General features: G+C 69.6%; 16 protein-coding genes, 1 pseudogene and 1 riboswitch. Of the genes and pseudogenes, 2 read left to right on the top strand and 15 right to left on the bottom strand.

Annotated features, from left to right (window positions below):
- Positions 1 to 28: 28 nt before the first annotated feature.
- The 6 genes from V3W46_RS00775 to V3W46_RS00800 all read right to left on the bottom strand — a co-directional run bounded on the left by V3W46_RS00775 (position 29) and on the right by V3W46_RS00800 (position 8014).
- Positions 29 to 844: a pentapeptide repeat-containing protein gene (locus tag V3W46_RS00775; protein ID WP_331781169.1), complete on the bottom strand. Its 816-nt coding sequence runs from the start codon at positions 842 to 844 to the stop codon at positions 29 to 31.
- Between the two features lie 34 nt (positions 845 to 878).
- The gene (gene gcvP / locus V3W46_RS00780) at positions 879 to 3776 is read right to left on the bottom strand and encodes an aminomethyl-transferring glycine dehydrogenase (RefSeq protein WP_331781170.1); all 2898 of its coding nucleotides are present in this window, start codon (positions 3774 to 3776) and stop codon (positions 879 to 881) included.
- A gap of 6 nt (positions 3777 to 3782) precedes the next feature.
- Positions 3783 to 4232, bottom strand: a complete 450-nt coding sequence (gene gcvH, locus V3W46_RS00785) for a glycine cleavage system protein GcvH (protein WP_331781171.1) — start codon at positions 4230 to 4232, stop codon at positions 3783 to 3785.
- Positions 4229 to 5413: a glycine cleavage system aminomethyltransferase GcvT gene (gene gcvT, locus V3W46_RS00790; RefSeq protein WP_331781172.1), complete on the bottom strand. Its 1185-nt coding sequence runs from the start codon at positions 5411 to 5413 to the stop codon at positions 4229 to 4231. The genes gcvH and gcvT overlap by 4 nt, the downstream gene beginning before the upstream one ends.
- Before the next feature lie 224 nt (positions 5414 to 5637).
- Positions 5638 to 5748, bottom strand: a riboswitch (glycine riboswitch).
- A gap of 75 nt (positions 5749 to 5823) precedes the next feature.
- Positions 5824 to 6546 (bottom strand): copper resistance CopC family protein, encoded by a 723-nt coding sequence (locus tag V3W46_RS00795; protein ID WP_331781173.1) that lies wholly within the window; start codon positions 6544 to 6546, stop codon positions 5824 to 5826.
- A 61-nt stretch (positions 6547 to 6607) separates the two neighbouring features.
- Positions 6608 to 8014, bottom strand: coding sequence for an FAD-binding oxidoreductase (locus tag V3W46_RS00800; protein ID WP_331781174.1), 1407 nt, complete (start codon positions 8012 to 8014; stop codon positions 6608 to 6610).
- An 83-nt stretch (positions 8015 to 8097) separates the two neighbouring features.
- Between V3W46_RS00800 and V3W46_RS00805 the strand changes: the two genes are divergently transcribed.
- The gene (locus tag V3W46_RS00805; protein WP_331781175.1) at positions 8098 to 8289 is read left to right on the top strand and encodes a hypothetical protein; all 192 of its coding nucleotides are present in this window, start codon (positions 8098 to 8100) and stop codon (positions 8287 to 8289) included.
- A 128-nt stretch (positions 8290 to 8417) separates the two neighbouring features.
- Here V3W46_RS00805 and V3W46_RS00810 read toward each other — a convergent pair whose 3' ends face one another.
- The 9 genes and pseudogenes from V3W46_RS00810 to V3W46_RS00850 form a co-directional block, all read right to left on the bottom strand.
- Positions 8418 to 10049: an ABC-F family ATP-binding cassette domain-containing protein gene (locus V3W46_RS00810; RefSeq protein WP_331781176.1), complete on the bottom strand. Its 1632-nt coding sequence runs from the start codon at positions 10047 to 10049 to the stop codon at positions 8418 to 8420.
- A 112-nt stretch (positions 10050 to 10161) separates the two neighbouring features.
- Positions 10162 to 10323: a multidrug transporter gene (locus V3W46_RS00815; RefSeq protein ID WP_331781177.1), complete on the bottom strand. Its 162-nt coding sequence runs from the start codon at positions 10321 to 10323 to the stop codon at positions 10162 to 10164.
- A 28-nt stretch (positions 10324 to 10351) separates the two neighbouring features.
- On the bottom strand, positions 10352 to 10891 hold the full coding sequence (locus V3W46_RS00820; RefSeq protein ID WP_331781178.1) for a LysM peptidoglycan-binding domain-containing protein: 540 nt from the start codon (positions 10889 to 10891) through the stop codon (positions 10352 to 10354).
- A 163-nt stretch (positions 10892 to 11054) separates the two neighbouring features.
- Entirely contained in the window at positions 11055 to 12041 is a 987-nt protein-coding gene (locus tag V3W46_RS00825) for an excalibur calcium-binding domain-containing protein (RefSeq protein WP_331781179.1), read from the bottom strand.
- Between the two features lie 180 nt (positions 12042 to 12221).
- Positions 12222 to 12683 (bottom strand): phage tail protein, encoded by a 462-nt coding sequence (locus tag V3W46_RS00830; protein WP_331781189.1) that lies wholly within the window; start codon positions 12681 to 12683, stop codon positions 12222 to 12224.
- Between the two features lie 111 nt (positions 12684 to 12794).
- Complete coding sequence (locus V3W46_RS00835; RefSeq protein ID WP_331781180.1) at positions 12795 to 13256, bottom strand: aromatic ring-opening dioxygenase LigA; 462 nt, start codon at positions 13254 to 13256, stop codon at positions 12795 to 12797.
- 110 nt (positions 13257 to 13366) lie between these two features.
- Positions 13367 to 13675, bottom strand: a pseudogene (locus V3W46_RS00840) (type II toxin-antitoxin system PemK/MazF family toxin); the annotation flags it as partial.
- A 21-nt stretch (positions 13676 to 13696) separates the two neighbouring features.
- Positions 13697 to 14773: a redox-regulated ATPase YchF gene (ychF, locus tag V3W46_RS00845; protein WP_331781181.1), complete on the bottom strand. Its 1077-nt coding sequence runs from the start codon at positions 14771 to 14773 to the stop codon at positions 13697 to 13699.
- A gap of 148 nt (positions 14774 to 14921) precedes the next feature.
- Positions 14922 to 16424 carry a CoA-acylating methylmalonate-semialdehyde dehydrogenase gene (locus V3W46_RS00850; protein ID WP_331781182.1) on the bottom strand — a complete coding sequence of 501 codons (1503 nt, stop codon included), beginning with the start codon at positions 16422 to 16424 and terminating at the stop codon, positions 14922 to 14924.
- A 153-nt stretch (positions 16425 to 16577) separates the two neighbouring features.
- On the opposite strand from V3W46_RS00850, the gene rmuC reads away from it, so the two are divergent.
- Positions 16578 to 18116: a DNA recombination protein RmuC gene (rmuC, locus tag V3W46_RS00855; protein ID WP_331781183.1), complete on the top strand. Its 1539-nt coding sequence runs from the start codon at positions 16578 to 16580 to the stop codon at positions 18114 to 18116.
- Positions 18117 to 18372: the final 256 nt, after the last annotated feature.

Raw genomic sequence — 18372 nt, forward strand, 5'->3', positions numbered from 1 at the left:
TGCCCCTGAAGCCAGCCCGACGGGAGGGTTAGCGCCGCCCGGCCCCGCGACCGCTGCGAACGCCACGGATGACCAGCCCCACCACTCCGAGCAGAACCACCAGCCCGGCGCCGGCCACGAGCAGGGTCGCCGTGGCCGAACTCAGCCCGGGTGCGGCCGCCGAGGCGGCGGGCGACGGCGCGGCCGTGAACACGGGCACCGGTGGCGCCGAGGTCTGCGGGTTCGACACGGTCACCTGAACGATGGCGGTGGCCGTCTCGTTGGGGCGCGACGACGCGAACGAGCAGACCACTGCGCTCTGCCCGAGCGGGAACACGGCCCCCGACTGCACGGCCTCGCCCGCGATGGTGCAGCCGGTCATGGTGAGGCCGGTCGGCAGCGTGGGCGTGAAGGCGACGGGCGCTCCGCTCGCATCGGCAGCGGTGACCGCCACCGTGGCCGGCAGGATTCCCGCGCCGGTGAAGTTCGCACTCACCACCCGAGCGCCGCTGAAGTCGGCCCCGTCGAGGCGCGCACCGTTGAACGTGGAGTCTTGAACGTCGGCCTTGGTGAGGTCGGCCCCGCTGAGGTCGGCCCCGTCGAAGTCGGACTGCGCGAGGTGTTCGCCGCTCAGGTCGGCGTTCGCGCACTGGCTGCCGCCCGCCACAGGCCCGTCGGCGCTGTGGTTGATCACACAGCCGTCGCTCGAGTACACCGGGGTGACGTCGGCGAGCACGGTCGCAGCGGCGGGCGCGGCGGCCGCGGGCGCGGCGGCCCAGGCGGGCGCCGCGGCCGCGGCTCCGCCGCCGAGCAGCGCGCCGACGACGAGGGCGAGAACGAGGGAGGGTGTACGGGCTGATCGCATCACGACAAGACTACCGGGATGAGCATCCCTCAGCCTACTCGAAGGCCTCGGGCGGCGGGCAGGCGCAGAACAGGTTGCGGTCGCCGTACGCCTGGTCGACCCGGCGAACGGGCGGCCAGTACTTGCCCGCGATCACCGAGGCCACCGGAAACACGGCCCGTTCGCGGTCGTAGGCGTGCTGCCACTTCCCCACCGCGATCGACCTGGCGGTGTGCGGGGCGTTCACCAGCGGGTTGTCGTCGGCGGGCCAGAGCCCGGCGGCCACATCGTCGGCCTCCTGCTTGATGGCGATCATCGCGGCGATGAACCGGTCGATCTCGGCGAGGTCTTCGCTCTCGGTCGGCTCGACCATGAGGGTGCCGGCCACGGGGAAGCTCATGGTCGGTGCGTGGAACCCATAGTCGATGAGCCGCTTCGCCACATCGTCGACCGTCACACCGGTGGCTTCGCGCAGCGGCCTGAGGTCGAGGATGCACTCGTGCGCCACCAGGCCGTTGTCGCCCGAATACAGCACCGGGAAGTGGTCGCGCAGCCGGGCCGCGACGTAGTTCGCCGCGAGCACCGCCGCACCGGTGGCCTCGGCGAGCCCCGCTGAGCCCATCATGCGAACATAGGCCCAGCTGATGGGCAGGATGCTCGAGCTGCCGTACGGCGCCGCCGACACCGCTCCGCCCGCGTGCACGACCATACCGCCGCCGGCCGCCGGATGCTCGGCCTTCTGCGCGAAGGCGTGCCCCGGCAGGAACGGCGCGAGGTGCGCCTTCGCCGCAACCGGCCCGATGCCGGGACCGCCACCGCCATGTGGGATGCAGAAGGTCTTGTGCAGATTGAGATGCGACACGTCTCCGCCGAACTCGCCGAATCGGGCGAAGCCGAGCACGGCATTGAGATTGGCGCCGTCGACGTAGACCTGCCCGCCGGCCGCATGCACCGATCGGCATATATCGACGATGTCGTGCTCGTAGACGCCGTGCGTCGAGGGGTAGGTGACCATGAGGGCGGCCAGGGCATGCGCATGCTCGGCGATCTTGGCGTTCAGATCGGCCAGATCGACGTTGCCGAGCTCGTCGCAGGCCACGACGACCACACGCATTCCCGCGAGCACCGCCGAGGCGGCGTTCGTGCCGTGGGCGCTCGACGGAATGAGGCACACCGTGCGCTCGACGTCGCCGCGCGACCGGTGGTACCCGCGGATGGCGAGCAGACCTGCCAACTCGCCCTGGCTGCCGGCGTTGGGCTGCAGCGACACCGAGTCGTACCCTGTGACCTCGGTGAGCCAGGTCTCGAGCTGGTCGATCAGGGCGAGATAGCCTTCGACGTCGGTGCTCGGCGCGAACGGGTGGAGGCCGGCGAACTCGGGCCAGCTCACCGCCTCCATCTCGGTCACGGCGTTCAGCTTCATCGTGCACGACCCCAGCGGAATCATGCCGCGGTCGAGCGCGTAGTCGTAGTCGGCCAGTCGCTTCAGATAACGCATCATGCTCGTCTCCGAGCGGTGCGTGTTGAACACGGAGTGGGTCAGAAAGCTGCTGGTGCGCTCGAGCCCGGCGGGCAGGGCCACGGCGGTCGACGGATGCCCGGCGGCACCCTCGGGCTGCGACGCCGTCGTGCGTCCGCGCTCGCCGCCGAGCGCCTCGGCCACCTGGCGCACGTCGTGCGCGGTGGTCGTCTCGTCGACCGAGAGCGTCAGGGTGTCGGCGTCGGCGACGTGCAGCAGGTAGCCGCGGCGATGGGCCTCCTCGGCCAGCTCGGCCGCTCGGCCCGGCGCGCGAACGGTGAGGGTGTCGAAGAAGTCGTCGTGGGCGAGCTCGAGGCCCGCCGCGCGCAGCCTGGTCGCGAGCGCCCGGGCCCTGTCGTGCACGCCACGGGCGATCGACACCAGCCCCTTGGGGCCGTGGTACACCGCGTACATGCCGGCCATCACGGCGAGCAGCACCTGGGCCGTGCAGATGTTCGAGGTGGCCTTCTCGCGGCGGATGTGCTGCTCGCGGGCCTGCAGGCTGAGCCGGTAGGCGCGATGACCGTCGGCATCGACGCTCACGCCGACGAGCCGGCCGGGCAGCTGGCGCTCGAGCCCCTGTCGCACGGCCATGTAACCGGCGTGCGGACCGCCGAAGCCCATCGGCACGCCGAAGCGCTGGCTGGTGCCCACGGCCACGTCGGCGCCGAGGTCACCCGGCGAGGTGAGGAGCGTCAGCGCGAGCAGGTCGGCCGCGACCACCGCGAGCCCCTTCGAGGCGTGGATCTGCTCGATCACGCCGGCAGGGTTCCAGACCCGGCCCGAGGCGCCGGGGTACTGCACGAAGACGCCGAACGCGTCGGGCAGCACGGAGTCGTCACCGGCGAGGTCGATCTCGACGAGCTCGATGCCGACCGCTTCGGCGCGCGACGCCAGCAGTGCCTTGGTCTGCGGCAGGGCATCCGAATCGACCACGAAGAGGCGCGAGGCCGATTTGCTGGCGCGGCGGGCGAGCAGCATTCCCTCAACGACGGCCGTGCCCTCGTCGAGCATCGACGCGTTCGACGTGGTCAGGCCCGTCAGGTCGGCGATCATCGTCTGAAAGTTGATGAGCGCCTCGAGGCGCCCCTGCGAGATCTCGGGCTGGTACGGCGTGTACGCGGTGTACCAGCTCGGGTTCTCGAACACGTTGCGCCGGATGACGGCGGGCGTGATGGTGTCGTAGTAGCCGAGACCGATCATCGACCGGGTCACCGTGTTGCGCGCGGCCAGCGTGCGCAGCTCCTGCGACACCTCGCTCTCGCTCGCGGCGGGCGGGATGACCGAGGCCGCGCCGAGACTGCGGGCGTGGATCGACGACGGAACTGCGGCCTCGACGAGCTCTGCCACGCTGTCGTAGCCGAGCACATCGAGCATGGCCGCCTGGGCGGCACGGTCGGTGCCGATGTGGCGGTCGGTGAAGGGAACACTCATGCTCTGTTACGCACCCGCCCGGTCGAGGTCGGAGTCGCCGTCGACGGCGTCGGCCTCGGGCAGGGCGTCGTCACCCAGCAGAGCCTGGTACTCGGTCAGGGTCAGCAGTGCGGGCAGTTCGGTGAACTCGACGCGGATGAGCCAGCCCTCGCCGAACGGGTCGCTGTTGACGAGCTCTGGCGAGTCTTCGACCGCCTCGTTCTTCTCGAGCACGATGCCGGTGAGCGGGGCGAAGAGCTCACCGACCGACTTGGTCGACTCGATCTCGCCGACCACGGCGCCGTCGGCGATCTCGGCGCCGACATCGGGCAGGTCGACGAAGACCACGTCGCCGAGCTGGCCCGCCGCATACGACGTGATGCCGATCGTGGCGGTCGCCGGGGCGCCTTCGGGAGCCGGCTCGAGCCTTATCCACTCGTGCTCTGCGGTGAACTTGAGGGCGGAGTAGTCGGTCACGATCGGTCTCGCTTTCTGGAGGTTGACGGCCTGGAGTAGAACGGAAGAGTGGTCACGGTGAAGGGCAGGCGCTTCGAGCGCACATCGACCGACAGCACGGTCGCTGCCTCGGCGAAGGCCGGGTCGACGTAGGCCATGGCCACCGGCACGCCGAGAGTGGGTGAGAGCACACCGCTCGTGACGACGCCGATCGGCTGCGCCGACTCGGCGTCGGCGAAGATCTCGTAGTCGGCACGGGCCGCACGCTTGCCGTCGCCGACGAGCCCCACCAGCACGCGCCGGGGCGGCGCGTCGGCGCCGGATGCCCGTTCGAGCGCCGCGCGCCCGACGAAGTCGCCCTTGCCGAAGTTCGGCACCCGGCCGAGCCCTGCGTCGGCCGGCAGCGTGTCGAGGCCGAGCTCGTGGCCGTAGAGCGGCATTCCCGCCTCGAGGCGCAGCGAGTCGCGCGCGGCCAGGCCCGCCGGCACCAGGCCGAAGGGTTCGCCGGCCGACACCAGGGCGCGCCAGAGGGCGGGGGCGTCAGCCGTGTGAACGTAGAGTTCGAAGCCGTCTTCGCCCGTGTATCCGGTGCGGGCCACGAGCACCGGTCGGCCCGCGAACGAGCCCTGCTGTGCGCGGTAGTAGCCGAGCGAGTCGAGGGAACGGGCATCCGGAGCCGGAGAAAGGCCCGCCGTGGCCTCGACGATCTCGAGGGCCCGCGGCCCCTGCACGGCGATGAGGGCCGTGTCGTCGCTGTCGTCAGTGACGGCGGCGTCGAAGCCGTGGCTTCGTTCGAGAAGGGTCTCGTGGGCGACGGCGTGGTTGCCCGCGTTCGCCACCACGACGAACTCGTCGTCGCCGGTGCGGTAGACGACCACGTCGTCGATGATCGCGCCGGTCTCGTCGAGCAGCAGGCTGTACTTGGCCTGGCCGAGCGAGAGGGCCGACAGGCGGCCGGCGAGGGCGTGATCGAGCAGCGCGCCCGCCTCGGGGCCGCGGATGCCCAGCTCGGCCATGTGCGACAGGTCGAAGATCGCGGCCGCCGTGCGCACCGCGTGGTGTTCGGCCAGGTCGCTCGAATACCGCACCGGCATCTGCCAGCCGGCGAAGTCGGTGAACGAGGCGCCGGCCGCGACGTGGATGTCGTGCAGCGGCGAGAAGACGGGGGCCGGCGGGTCGAGAGGGGGTGCGGCGTCTGGCATGAGTTCTCCTGATCAGTACCGGGCCTGCCATGAGACAGCCCGGACTCGGTCACCGGAGTTCGAACGAACCCGGAGAACTCCCCCTCTGTCATCGTGCCTGAGAGTTTCACATCGGGCATCGAGAGGGCCGCGGGCCGTTCTCGTGCCGACGCTTTCACCGTGGGCGAGCCTCGCGTGCTGCCACCTGTCGACGGGGGTGCAGCGAGACTTCTTTTCAGAGTGGCCAGCTCGACGCGGTAAACGAACCTGAGAGATTATCGGAGAGAATTGCTCCTTCGGTGCCCCTGCCCGCAGTCTGACGACTGCCCGGTATGGGGCTCTCCCGCGCCGACCTATCGGCCGAAGTATTCAGTTGTGGTGTGGCCAGCATAGCCGCCGTGCCGGGCGGGCGCACACCGGCTCACGGTCGGTCAGGAGCGGGTGCCACCGTCGCCGTGCGAGCGGCGGATGACGTAGAGCAGCACGGCCGAGATGGCGGCGAGCGCTGCAATACCGGCCCCGATTGCCACCGGCAGAGCGAGCCCCGAGTCGTCGCTCTCGACGGCGGGAACGGCCGAGAGAATGGTCATGGTGGGTTCGGGGATGCTCGTCTCGTCGGCACCGGCCTGCGAGCCGAGCGGCTGCGCGTTCGCCGCGTCGGTGGGGTTCGGCGCGCCCGCACCCGGGTAGCCCGACCACGAGGTGCCGCAGACCGGAGCCTGGTCGAACGCGGGCGCGGCCATCGTCACCGAGGTGGGTTGCCAGACGAACGAGTAGGTGCCCGAGAGGGGGTGGCCGTCGGCGGTGACGACCTTCCAGGTGACCTCGTACTCACCGGCGTCGCCGAGGGCGACGTCGGTGTACGCGTCGGCTCCGTCGACCGAGACGCACCCCGACTCGTGGTGACCGCCGTCGAGGTCGGTCACCTCGATGGCGAAGCCGCTCGCATCGGCAGTGGCGGTCGACAGCGCATCGCTGAATGTCACCGTGACGGTGTCGATGGCCTTCGTGACGACCTGGCCGTTGTACGGACTCGACGAGACGACCGTGTCGCGCCCGACAGCGGGCGCCGCGGCCGAGACGCCGGCGAGCACGAGCCCCGCGAGAAGCCCGAGCGCGAGCAGCCGCCGGGTTTCTGGGGTGGTGGATCGCACGATTCAACGATAACCGGCAGCCCGCCGACCCCGATGGCCCACAGAGCGGATGCTCAGCGGACTAGCGGTTTTGCGCCCCCTCGGCGGGCATCGGAAAACCGCAGAACAGCGACGTCTCGTCGAACCGGGCGATGAGCTGCTCGACGCGCGGCCAGTCGGTCGCCGTGAACGACCGGCGCACCCTCTCACGGTCGTGCCGCAGGTCGGCCTCGCTGATGAAGTGCCCGGTCGCGGCCGGTTCGAGCACGGCCCGCAGCTCGGTCAGCCAGGCCAGGTTCACGTCGTCGTCGGCCGGGTCGTCCCAGATGACGTAGGGCACGACGAGGGTGGTGTCGTGCATCCCGTATGCCGCCTCGCCCGTCGGCAGCAGGTTCTGCCCGTCGCCGTTCTTCGGCATGCCCGACAGGATGTAGGTCTTGGCCGAGGGCGCCCTCATCATCAGCTCCCTGACCGGCTCGAGGGCGTCGTGCAGGTCGAGGGCGGTCCAGAAGGTGTCGGCGCGGTAGCGGGCGCCCTCGGGGTAGGTGGCGTCGACCGCCTCATGCAGGGACTCGAAGGCCACGTCGACCTTGTCGAGGTGATCGAGCATCCGGATGCCCGGCCCCGGGCCGTCGCCCTCATCGAGCAGCGCGAGGGCGGCGAACGCGGCGGCCTCGTCGTCGGCGAACGCAGTGGCGGCTACCGCCACGACGAACGGCTCGGAACCCTCGGTCGCGCCAGGGCGGCCGGCTCCCTGCGTCACCATCGACACCTCGACCCAGCTCGGCAGGCTGGGCGAGACCCGGGTCAGCCACGACGTGACCGCACCGAGGTCGTCGAGGGCGAAGCTCCACGTCGACAGGCGGATGACCGGCGGCAACGGCTGCAGATCGAGCACGAACTCGGTCACGATGCCCGGAAAACCGGGGCCGGCGCCGCGCGCGAGCCAGAACAGGTCGGCGTTCGACGTCTTCGATGCCACGACCACCTCGCCTGAGGCCAGCACGACCCGCACGCTGCGGATCGAGAACGCCGACGGCAGCCAGTGACCCCAGTTGACGCCGAGCCCGCCGCCCAGCAGAAACCCGCCGACCCCGGGGTTGCCGCAGTGGCCGACCGGAAAGGCGAGACCGTGTGCGACGAGTTCTTTCGACAGACGCGCTCCCCTGACGGCGGGGCCCACCGTGGCGGTGCGGCCCTCGACATCGAGCGCGATGCTGTCGAAGGCGGCGAGGTCGATGAGCACACTGCCCCGGCGCACCGACGCGGCCACCCAGCTGTGGCCGCCCGAGCGGATCGCCACCTGCCGGCCGGCGAGCGCGGCGGCGCGCACGATCGCCACAATGTCGGCCTCGGTGCGCGGTGCGACGACCAGGTCGGGGGCGTGGTCGTCGACCAGCGTGTTGAACAGGCCGTCGTAGACGGCCTCGGTGAAGCCCTCGTCGGCCGGCGTGAGGCGCGGGTACGAATCGTCGTCGGTGTCGGTCACACTCGACATCGTATTGCCGATCGACGCGCGACCCCCGCACGGGGCCGTAGACGGCCGACCCGTGCGGGGAATACCGTAGCGACATGATCGAGTGCGTGGTCGACGACTGCACGGGAGACCCCGTCGAGCGGCTGACCGTCGACGCCAACGGCCTGCTGCTCGTCTACGCGATCTGCCGCGACCACGCCCTGCAGGTGCGCGACGGTTTCACGGTGGCCCAGCCGGCCGACTCCAGTCGCGGGCTGATCGGGCCGCGGTCCACTCCCCTGGCCTGAGGTCGCGATGGGCGTCGAGCGACGAGGAGCGCCGGCCGGGCATCCGGTCGCGCCGAACGCCGGGCCGGACGCCGTACGCCGGGCCGAACGCCGAACGCCGAACGCCGAACGCCGAACGCCGCTGAGCGTCAGGCGACGCTGAGCTCGAGCTCGCCCGGGCGGGCCGCGTCGGCACCGAAGACCAGGTAGCGGTTGGCGATCTTGTCGGTGAAGAACCGGTCGTGGCTGACCACCACGACGGCACCCGGAAAATGCGCCAAGGCCCGCTCCATGACCTGGATGCTCGGCATGTCGAGGTGGTTCGTGGGCTCGTCGAGCAACAGCACCGACGCGCCCGAGAGCAGGCACTGTGCCATCGCGACGCGGGCCCGCTGGCCGCCCGACAGGGTGCCGAGGCGCTGCTTCAGGTCGGCCTCGCTGAACTGGAACATCGCGAGAAACCGGCCGACCGACTTACGCGTCGCGGTCAGGGCGAGGCTGTCGGGCAGGGCGTTCACCGCGTGCGACAGGGTGTCGGCGTCGTCGAGGTCGTCGAGCATCCGGTTGTACGAGACGACCTTGACGCCCTTCGGCCAGTCGACGGTGCCGGTGTCGGGCCGCTCGTCGCCGGCGAGAACGCGCAGCAGAGTGCTCTTGCCGCTGCCGTTCGCTCCGAGAACGGCGATGCGGTTGCCACGACGGATCTCGAGGGTGACCCCCTCGAACAGCGTCTTCGCGCCATACGCCTTGCCGAGCGAGTCGATGCGGCACAGCACGTCTTTCACGTGCAGCCCGCCGTAGATCTCGGTGATGATCTCGTCGACCGGGCGCGGCGTGCGCGACTTCTTGATGGTCGAGAGCTGCTTGGTCAGGCCGCCCCTGGCGGAGTTTCCAGATTTGGCTGCCTTCGCGGCCTTGACCGCCTCGCGCCGGTCAGAGATTCCCTCGGCCTCGAACGCCAGCAGCTCAGATTCGTGCAGGTACTGCTGCTCGAGCGTCTTCAGCCTGAACTGCTTCTGCACCACGTACTCGTCGAAGTTGCCGGGGTACTCGTGCAGGTGGAAGTTCTCGAGCTCGATGATGCGCGTGACCACGGCGTCGAGAAAGGTGCGGTCGTGCGACACGATGATGGCCGCGCCCCGAAAGTCGCGGAACCACGCCTCGAGCCATTCGACCCCGGCGATGTCGAGAAAGTTCGTCGGCTCGTCGAGCAGCAGCACGTCGGGCACCTCGAGCACGAGCTTCGCGAGCGCCGCGCGGTTGCGCCAGCCACCCGACAGCGCGTCGATCGCGCACACCCGATTGGCCTCATCGAAGCCCAGCGTGGTGAGGGCCGTGTCGATGCGGCGCTGGTAGTCCCAGCCGCCCTCGTGCTCCATCTGCTCGAACAGGATGCCCTGCCGCTCGATCAGCGCGTCGAGCTGTTCGCTCGCACCGGGGTCGGCTGCCGCGAGGGCCACGTCGGCGTCGATCTGGGCGAGCTCGGCCTCGATGAGGTGGATGCTGTCGAACAGCCCCTCGAGCACCTCGGTGATGCTCGCCTCACCGTTCAGCTCGGAGAACTGCGAGAAGTACCCGAGCGTGAGACCCGGTTCGAGCACGATGGTTCCGGCATCCGGAGCCACCTGCTCGAGCACCAGCTTCAGCAGGGTGGACTTGCCCGACCCGTTGCGGCCGATCAGCCCCACCCTGTCGCGGGCCTCGAGGCGAAAGAAGGCCTCGCGCAGCACCGGGGTGTTCTCGAAGCCGACGGTGACGTCGTTCATGCGGATGAGGCTCATGCGGCGGCGCCTCGGCTGCACGCGCTGCCGGCGCCCGTGCACGGGTTGACCGCGCGCCCGGCGCCGCGTGCTCTGCCAGCTCTGCCGATGCCGCGCGGGCGGGGGGCGCGGCTCACGCCTTGCCCGGCCGGTACTTCGCGTCGTCGCGCACGTCGATGCGCTTCGTGCCCGAGTCGGTCTCGGTCACGTCGATGCGCGGTTCGGCATCTGAAGCGTCGGCTTTCGGTGCCGTGGTGAGCTGCTCTTCGCGCTTGGCGGCGTGGTCGTCGGTCATGGCCTCAGCGTACCGGGCGCCCGAGCGGTCAGCAGCCGAGCTGCTCAGAGTCGAGCGGCCACCGAATGTCGAGCACGTCGCCCGGCTGCACGTTCAGCGGATCGGCACAGCGAAAATTCACCCGCTCGACGTCGACCACCTGCAGCAAGAACCGTGAGGCGATCGCCAGCACCGTGTCGTCTTTCGCCACGACGTAGCGGTACTCGTAGTCGTTGCGCTGCTTCGCCGTTCCCTCGGCGTACGGCTGCTCGCCCGTGTCGGCGACCTCGGGCGTGTTCGCCGTGTTGCCGCCGTCGGTCTGCCCGCCCATCGCATTCGGCGGTGTGGGCGGGGGCGGAGGCTCGGGCGTCGCCGTCGGCGACGGGATGCCCGTGGGTGTCGGTCGCGGGGTCGGGGTCGGTGTCGGGGTCGGGGTCGCGCTCGCCCGCGGTGTCACCGTCTGCACCGGCGCCGTCAGGTTCATGCCCGAGCTGCACCCGGGCAGCAACGCCGCGACGCCCCCGGCGATCACGGCCGCGAGAACCAGGGCCCGAAGGCTCCTGCCGCTCCGTCGCCGCCCGTCCGTCATCCCCTCATCGTGCCCGAAGCAGCACCTCTGCACAGTCCTCCAAAGCGCCGACATCACCGCCGGTTCGACACACGGCCGCACCCGACACCCGAATGGCATCGGCACCATCGGCCGGGCGCCGTTGGCACGCACCGGGACCGCCGCGACCCCAGATGGTCAGTCGTCAGTACGGACGAACCTCGCACGCGACTCCGTCGTTGTCTCGATCAAGTGCGGAGCGGTAACCCGGCTGCCCACGGCGGATCGGCGCCGCGCCCGCTTGCCACGCAGCGGTGCAGTTCGCGTAGTAGACCGACGCCGGCGGGGTCGGGGCGACGGGGGCGGGCGGGGCGCTGGCCGCGAAGCTGTTCCAGAGGGGGCGGTTGCTGCTGCTGTAGATGACGAGGTTGCCGTCACCCTGCATGACCATGCGCGCGCCCGCGTTGCCCGCGGTGCCGGAGTTCCAGACCGCCTTGCCGCCGGCCGAGTAGACGACGGCGTTGCCGTCGCCCTGCATCACGAGGCGGGTGCCCGAGTTCGTGCGTGAGCTCCAGGGCGCTCGGCCGGAGGCGTAGACGACGAAATTGCCGTCGCCCTGCATGACGGCACTGTTCGCTCCGCTGGTCAGCTGAGTATTCGCGGTCAGCTGGGCGTTGGCGGCGAGCGTGTCGGTCGAAACGGGGGCGGCGGGGGCCGGGTGGCTGGCCGCGAAGCTGTTCCACTTCGCGACTCCGCCGGCGTAGATCACCAGGTTGCCGTCGCTCTGCATCACGACGTAGGCCCCCGGGTTGTTGGCCGTACCCGAGTTCCACGCGGGCGCACCAGACGGCTTGTAGAGCACGAGGTTGCCGTCGGTCTGCATGACCAGGCGGCTGTCGGCGACGAACGTCGAGCTGTTCCAGAGCGCCTGCGAGCTCTCGGTGTAGACCACGGCGTTGCCGTCGCCTTGAACAACGAAACGGAAGCCTCCGGCGGCTGACGCGAGCTGCTCGCTCGGCTGCAGCGTCTCGCCGGGCGACATGCGGTCGCCCACGGCGACGGACTGCGCGGCCCTCGTGCTGACGCCCGGCGTGACGGCCTGCGCCGTGGCCGGAACGATCATCCCGAGCCCGATGACCACGGCCGCGGCTACTGCCGCCGCGCGAGCGGCGATGATTGTGCTGTGTTTCATGCGAATCCCCCGCGTTCTGCCGTCGGCACCGTTGCCGAGCGGCTTCAAGCGACACGCTCAATCGCAGCGTCGCGGGTTCACGCTAGTGGCAGGAGCGACCGGATGCACAGCCCCCCGTGCGGGGCACGAGTCGCCGATCATCCGCCGGTCATCCGCGCCGCAGTCTCACGGCGCTCGCCGTCAGTGCTCGCCCTTGATGACGAAGTACGAGCCGCGGATGGTGCCGGCCAGCTTCGACTTCTGGCGGGCGAACTTGAACGCAGAGAGTTCGTCGGGAACATCCATGCCGTCGGAGAGTTTGAAGCCGACGGCGCGCTTGCCCGCGTCGGCGAGCGTGTACATGACGTTGATCGAGAGGCCGGACTCGTAGAAGACGTAGGCCATGCGGATGCCCTCGACCTCGAACGACGTCACCTCGAGCGGCCGCGAGGCGATGACGATGTCGCGTTCGTCTTTCAGGATGCCCGTGATGTAGTCGAGCACCTCGGGAGCCTCATCGGCGGGGGTGGTGGTGAAGACGTGGTCGTACTTGTTCTTGAAGTAGCGCGCCTCATTGGCGCGCAGCCCGGCCAGGGCTTCGGCGACGGGGGACGATTCGAGCCCCTCGGTCGAGACGGTGACGAAGTCGACGGTGTGCGGCATGGTGCCTCCTGTGATGCGGTCGGTGACACCACGGTAGCGCTCGCGCGCTGGCGGCACTTCTCCGATCGTGCTCGACCTGTTCTTCGCGTGGTCGCCGACCTGCCGGACGAGCTACTCGTCGACGCGACGCAGCTGCGACCCGGCGACCAGCAGCAGCGCACCCAGGCCGCCAGCGAAGGCGCTCACCCCGTAGGCGAGCACCGACGTCATGAGCGACGTGCGCAACGACGCCCCGGTCGAGAGCGCTGCGCTCTGCTTGCGCAGCTCGGCCGCCTCGTCACTACCGCCGTCGACGTCGCGCAGCGCCGCACTGATGTCGGCGAACGTGCGACCACCGGCGCCGCGTTCGGCGTTGCCCTTGATGACGAGCGCCTCGACGTAGGCCGTCACCGGCCCCTGCACGGGCCTGCCGGCGAGTATGGGCGCGTTGCCCGGCACCGTGATCCGTTCGGCGCGCAGCTGCCGGGTCACGGTGATCCAGGCGCCGGCACCGGCGGCCACGAAAACCGAACCCGACGCGATGGCGAGCGCTCCGACGCTGCGGAGGGCGGAGGCGGGGGGCAACGAACTCATCGATCATCCTCTCGTGAAACAAAGGCGGCGTGCGCAACGGAGATGGCTGCGCAGCGAAGGGGCACTCGACCACGTCGCACCCGTGCCACGAGACGACCGGTAGCGAATCGTCATGGCAGAGCGAGGAAGTCGCGAAGCCAGCCGTCGACCTGCTGCATCGTTGCCGAGTCTACGACACCGGCCACCTCGAAGAGTCGCTCGCGTGTGATCGCCCGAGGCTGTTCGGTCATGGCGTAGGAGGGCTGAGTCAGCGCAAGGTTCGGGCCGTTCAGAACCACGTGATTGGGCCAGCCGCGATTGGTTGTCGTTGCCGGCACGATGAGCACACGCGTGTCTGCCTACTGGAGGAAAAGATCACTGGCGATGACGAGCGCAGGGCGACGGCTCGCTTGCTCTCGCCCACGCGTCGGATCGAGCTCGGCCCAGCCGACCGTGCGTCCCTACACGTTGAAGCGGAACTCGACCACGTCGCCGTCGTGCATGACGTACTCCTTGCCCTCGATGCGCACCTTGCCCCGCGCTTTGGCCTCGGCCATCGTTCCGGCCTCGACGAGGTCGTCGAAGGAGACAATCTCGGCCTTGATGAAGCCCTTCTGGAAGTCGGTGTGGATGACGCCGGCGGCCTGCGGGGCCGTCCATCCCTTGCCGATGGTCCAGGCGCGGGTCTCTTTGGGGCCGGCGGTGAGGTAGGTCTGCAGGCCGAGGGTGTCGAAGCCGATGCGGGCGAGCTGGTCGAGGCCGCTCTCGTCCTGGCCGGTGGAGGCGAGCAGCTCGGCGGCGTCGGCCTCGTCGAGGTCGATGAGCTCAGACTCGAGCTTCGCGTCGAGAAAGATGGCGTGCGCGGGGGCGACCAGGGCAGAGAGGGAGGCCAGGGCATCCGCATCGCCCAGCACAGCCTCGTCGACGTTGAAGACGTAGATGAAGGGCTTGGCGGTGAGCAGGCCGAGCTCGCGGATGGGTTCGAGGTCGAGCTTGGCTGCCGACGACAGGGGCCGGCCCGCATCGAGAACAGCGAAGGCGGCGCGAGCGGTCTCGAGCACGACGGGTTCGATGCGCTTGGTCTTGACCTCTTTCTCGTAGCGCGCGAGAGCCTTCTCGAGGGTCTGCATGTCGGCGAGAATCAGCTCGGTGTTGATGGTCTCGAGGTCTCCGGCCGCGTCGACCTTGCCGTCGACGTGCACGACGTCGGGGTCGGCGAAGCCGCGCACGACCTGGGCGATGGCGTCGGCCTCGCGAATGTTCGCCAGGAACTTGTTGCCGAGCCCCTCGCCCACGCTCGCGCCCTTCACGATTCCGGCGATGTCGACGAACGACACGGGGGCGGGCAGGATGCGCTCACTGTTGTACAGCCCCGCGAGCACCTCGAGGCGCTTGTCGGGCAGGTTCACCACGCCCACGTTCGGCTCGATGGTGGCGAACGGGTAGTTCGCCGCCAGAACCTGGTTCTTGGTGAGCGCGTTGAACAGGGTGGACTTGCCCACATTGGGCAGCCCGACGATCGCAATAGTTAGAGCCACGAGGGTCTATCGTACTTCGCCGGGGCGGGCATCCGGATGCCCGTGGCTCGGCCCGGGCGGCGCCCAGCATGAAATACGTGGTGTCGGCCCCGTGTTCGGCGTGGAGCCGCGTATCTCATGCCGAACGTTCAGCGGCGGCGGGCACCGGTCAGTTCTGGGGGAAACCGAGGTTGATGCCGCCGTGCGACGGGTCGAGCCAGCGTGACGTGATGGCCTTCTGGCGGGTGAAGAAGTGGAAACCGTCGGGCCCGTACGCCTTGGTGTCGCCGAAGATGGAGTCTTTGAAGCCGCCGAAGGAGTAGTAGGCGACCGGCACGGGGATGGGCACGTTGATGCCGATCATGCCGACCTCGACCTCGTTCTGAAAACGGCGGGCCGCTCCCCCGTCGTTGGTGAAGATCGCGGTGCCGTTGCCGTAGCGCGAGGCGTTGATGAGGGCGAGACCGTCGTCGTAGGTCGCGACCCGCACGACCGACAGCACGGGGCCGAAGATCTCGTCGGTGTAGACGCGCGACGACGTGGGCACGTTGTCGATGAGGGTCGGGCCGAGCCAGAAGCCGGCGGCGTCGCCGTCGACCTCGATGCCACGGCCGTCGATGGCGATGGTCGCGCCGTCTTCGACCGCGATGTCGAGGTACGACGACACTTTGTCGCGGTGGGCCTCGGTGACCAGCGGCCCCATGTCGCACGAGCGACGGCCGTCGCCGACCACGAGGCCGGCCACGCGCTCGGTGATCTTCGCGATCAGGTCGTCGGCGACCGGATCGACGGCGACCACGACCGAGATGGCCATGCAGCGCTCGCCGGCCGAGCCGAACCCGGCGTTCACGGCGGCGTCGGCCGCGAGGTCGAGGTCGGCGTCGGGCAGCACCAGCATGTGGTTCTTGGCGCCGCCGAGGGCCTGCACGCGCTTGCCGTGCTGGGTGGCCGTCTCGTAGACGTAGTGTGCGATGGGGGTCGACCCGACGAACGAGATCGATTTGACGTCGGGGCTGGTCAGCAGGCCATCCACGGCCTCCTTGTCGCCGTGCACCACGTTCAGCACGCCGTCGGGCAGACCGGCCTCGGTGAAGAGGGCGGCGAGCCAGTTCGACGACGACGGGTCTTTCTCGCTGGGCTTCAGCACCACGGTGTTGCCGGCGGCGATGGCGATCGGGAAGAACCACAGCGGAACCATGGCGGGAAAGTTGAACGGGCTGATGATGCCCACCACGCCGAGCGGCTGGCGGGTGGAATACACGTCGACACCGGTCGACACGTTCTCCGAGTACTCGCCCTTCAGCAGATGCGGGAAGCCCGTGGCGAACTCGACGACCTCGAGCCCCCGGGTGATCTCGCCCGCGGCGTCTGAGAGCACCTTGCCGTGCTCTTCGGTCAGAATGGCGGCGAGCTCTTCGCGGCGCGACGACAGCAGCTCGCGGAAGGTGAACAGGATCTGCTGGCGCCGGGCCAGCGAGGTGTCTCGCCAGGCCGGGAACGCGGCCTTGGCAGCCTTTATGGCGACCTCGAGTTCTTCGGCGTTCGCGAGGGCGACGCTCTTCGTCTGCACCCCGAGCGCCGGATCGTACACCGGGGCCGTGCGCCCGCTGGTACTCACGAATTCGGCCCCACTCACGTAGTGGTTGACGACGGGAAGCGCTGCCTCGGGCATGGAAACCTGTTTTCTTCGGTGACGGTTACTCGAACACCCTAATACGTCTTCGCGGCCGTCGACCGGGTACATCGGGCAGCTGTGCGACCCGCGTCTCGCGGCGGGCCGGGTGGCCTGAGGGCCAGTGTCGGATGCTGCTGCAACACTGTTTTCATGGAGACACTCGTTAGCGTTCTGGTCGGCATCCTCGTCGGTGTCGTTCTGGGGTTCCTGGCCGGCTGGCTGGTTCGTTCCCGCCGCGCAGCCCTCGCCGGCGCGGCCGGAGGGGCCGACGATTCTGCACGCCGCGCCGCCGAGGCGGCCGGTCTCGCCGACCTGGTCGAGCTGCAGAGCCGCAGCGCGGCGGCCGAGGCCACGGCAGCCGCCCTGCGCGAGCAGGTGGGGCTGGCCCGCGAGCAGCTCGTCGAGGCTCGCCAGCAGACGGATGCCCGGCTGGCCGAATCGCGAACGCAGGTGCTCGAGCTGCGCGAACAGGGCGATGCCCAACTCCGTCAGGCCCGCGACCAGTTCGGCGAACGCCTGCGCGAGCAGGAGGCGCTCTTCCGCGAGCAGATCGCGACCCAAGACCAGCAGTATCGCGGCCAGATCGCGCAGCAGGAGGAACGGCTCGTCGAGTTCCAGCAGCGGCTGGCCGACGTGCAGCGCGCCGAGGCCGAGCGCGTGAAGTCCGACGGCCGGGTGCTCGTCGCGCTCAGCCCTGTGCAAGAGAGCCTGCGTCTCGTGCAGGCCAAGGTCACCGAGCTCGAGGAGCAGCGCCGGCAGCAGCACGGCGAGCTGAGCCAGCAGCTGAAGTCGGCGACCGAGTCTGAAGAACGGCTGCGCAACACCGCCGAGTCGCTCGCCTCGGCGCTGCGCTCGAACAGCACCCGCGGGGTGTGGGGCGAGACCCAGCTACGCAACGTGGTGGAGGCGGCCGGCCTTCTCGACCGCGTCGATTTCGAGGTGCAGTCGAGCCTGTCGAGCGACAACGGCGCAGGCCGGCCCGACATGGTCGTGCACCTGCCGGGCGGCAAGAACATCGCAGTCGACGCGAAGGTTCCGTTCAACGCCTATCTGGAGGCGAGCCAGATTCCGGCCACCGCGACGGGCGCCGAGGGCGCGCGCCGGGCCGAGCTGCTGAAGAGCCACGTGAAGGCCGTTCGCGACCACATCACCGCGCTCGGCTCGAAGGGGTACTGGGCGGGGCTGGCCGCGAGTCCCGAGCTGGTCGTGGCGTTCATCCCGAGCGAATCGCTCATCTCGACGGCGATGGAGGCCGACCCGAGCATCATGGACTTCGCGTTCAGCAAGCGCGTGGCGCTGGTGTCACCGGTCACGTTGTGGTCGCTGCTGAAGACGGTGGCGTTCAGCTGGCAGCAAGACGTGCTGACGCACGAGGCCAAGACCCTCTTCGACCTCAGCAAAGAGCTGTACTCGCGGCTCGCCGTGACGGCCTCGCACATCGAGAAGCTCGGCAGCACGATCGACCGCACGGTGAAGCACTACAACGCGTTCATCGGCTCGTTCGAGCGCAACGTCTACTCGACCGCCCGCAAGCTGAACTCGCTCGACGAGTCGATCGTGCTGAAGCCGCTCGAACCCATCGAGGAGAAGGCCCGCGACCTCACGAGCCCTGAGCTGGTCGCCCAGCTCGAGCTCGAAGACGACCTCGGCAGCGTCAACGACATGAGCGCCCAGCCCCGCCTGATCTAGCGTCGCGCCGCTCGGGCCCGAGCACGCCCGTTGAGCCTGTCGAAACCCTCCAGCACGCCAAACGCCGGTTGAGCTTGTCGAAACCAGGACGGGTCGTCTTGGCGGGCTGGTTTCGACAGGCTCAACCGGCGGTTGAGCGGGGCGGTCTTGGCTGCTGGTTTCGACAGGCTCAACCGGCGTTGGGCGGGGCGGTCTTGGCTGCTGGTTTCGACAGGCTCAACCGGCGTTGGGCGGGGCGGTCTTGGCTGCTGGTTTC

The sequence above is a fragment of the Subtercola sp. YIM 133946 genome, assembly GCF_036553535.1.
Taxonomy (GTDB): domain Bacteria; phylum Actinomycetota; class Actinomycetes; order Actinomycetales; family Microbacteriaceae; genus Subtercola.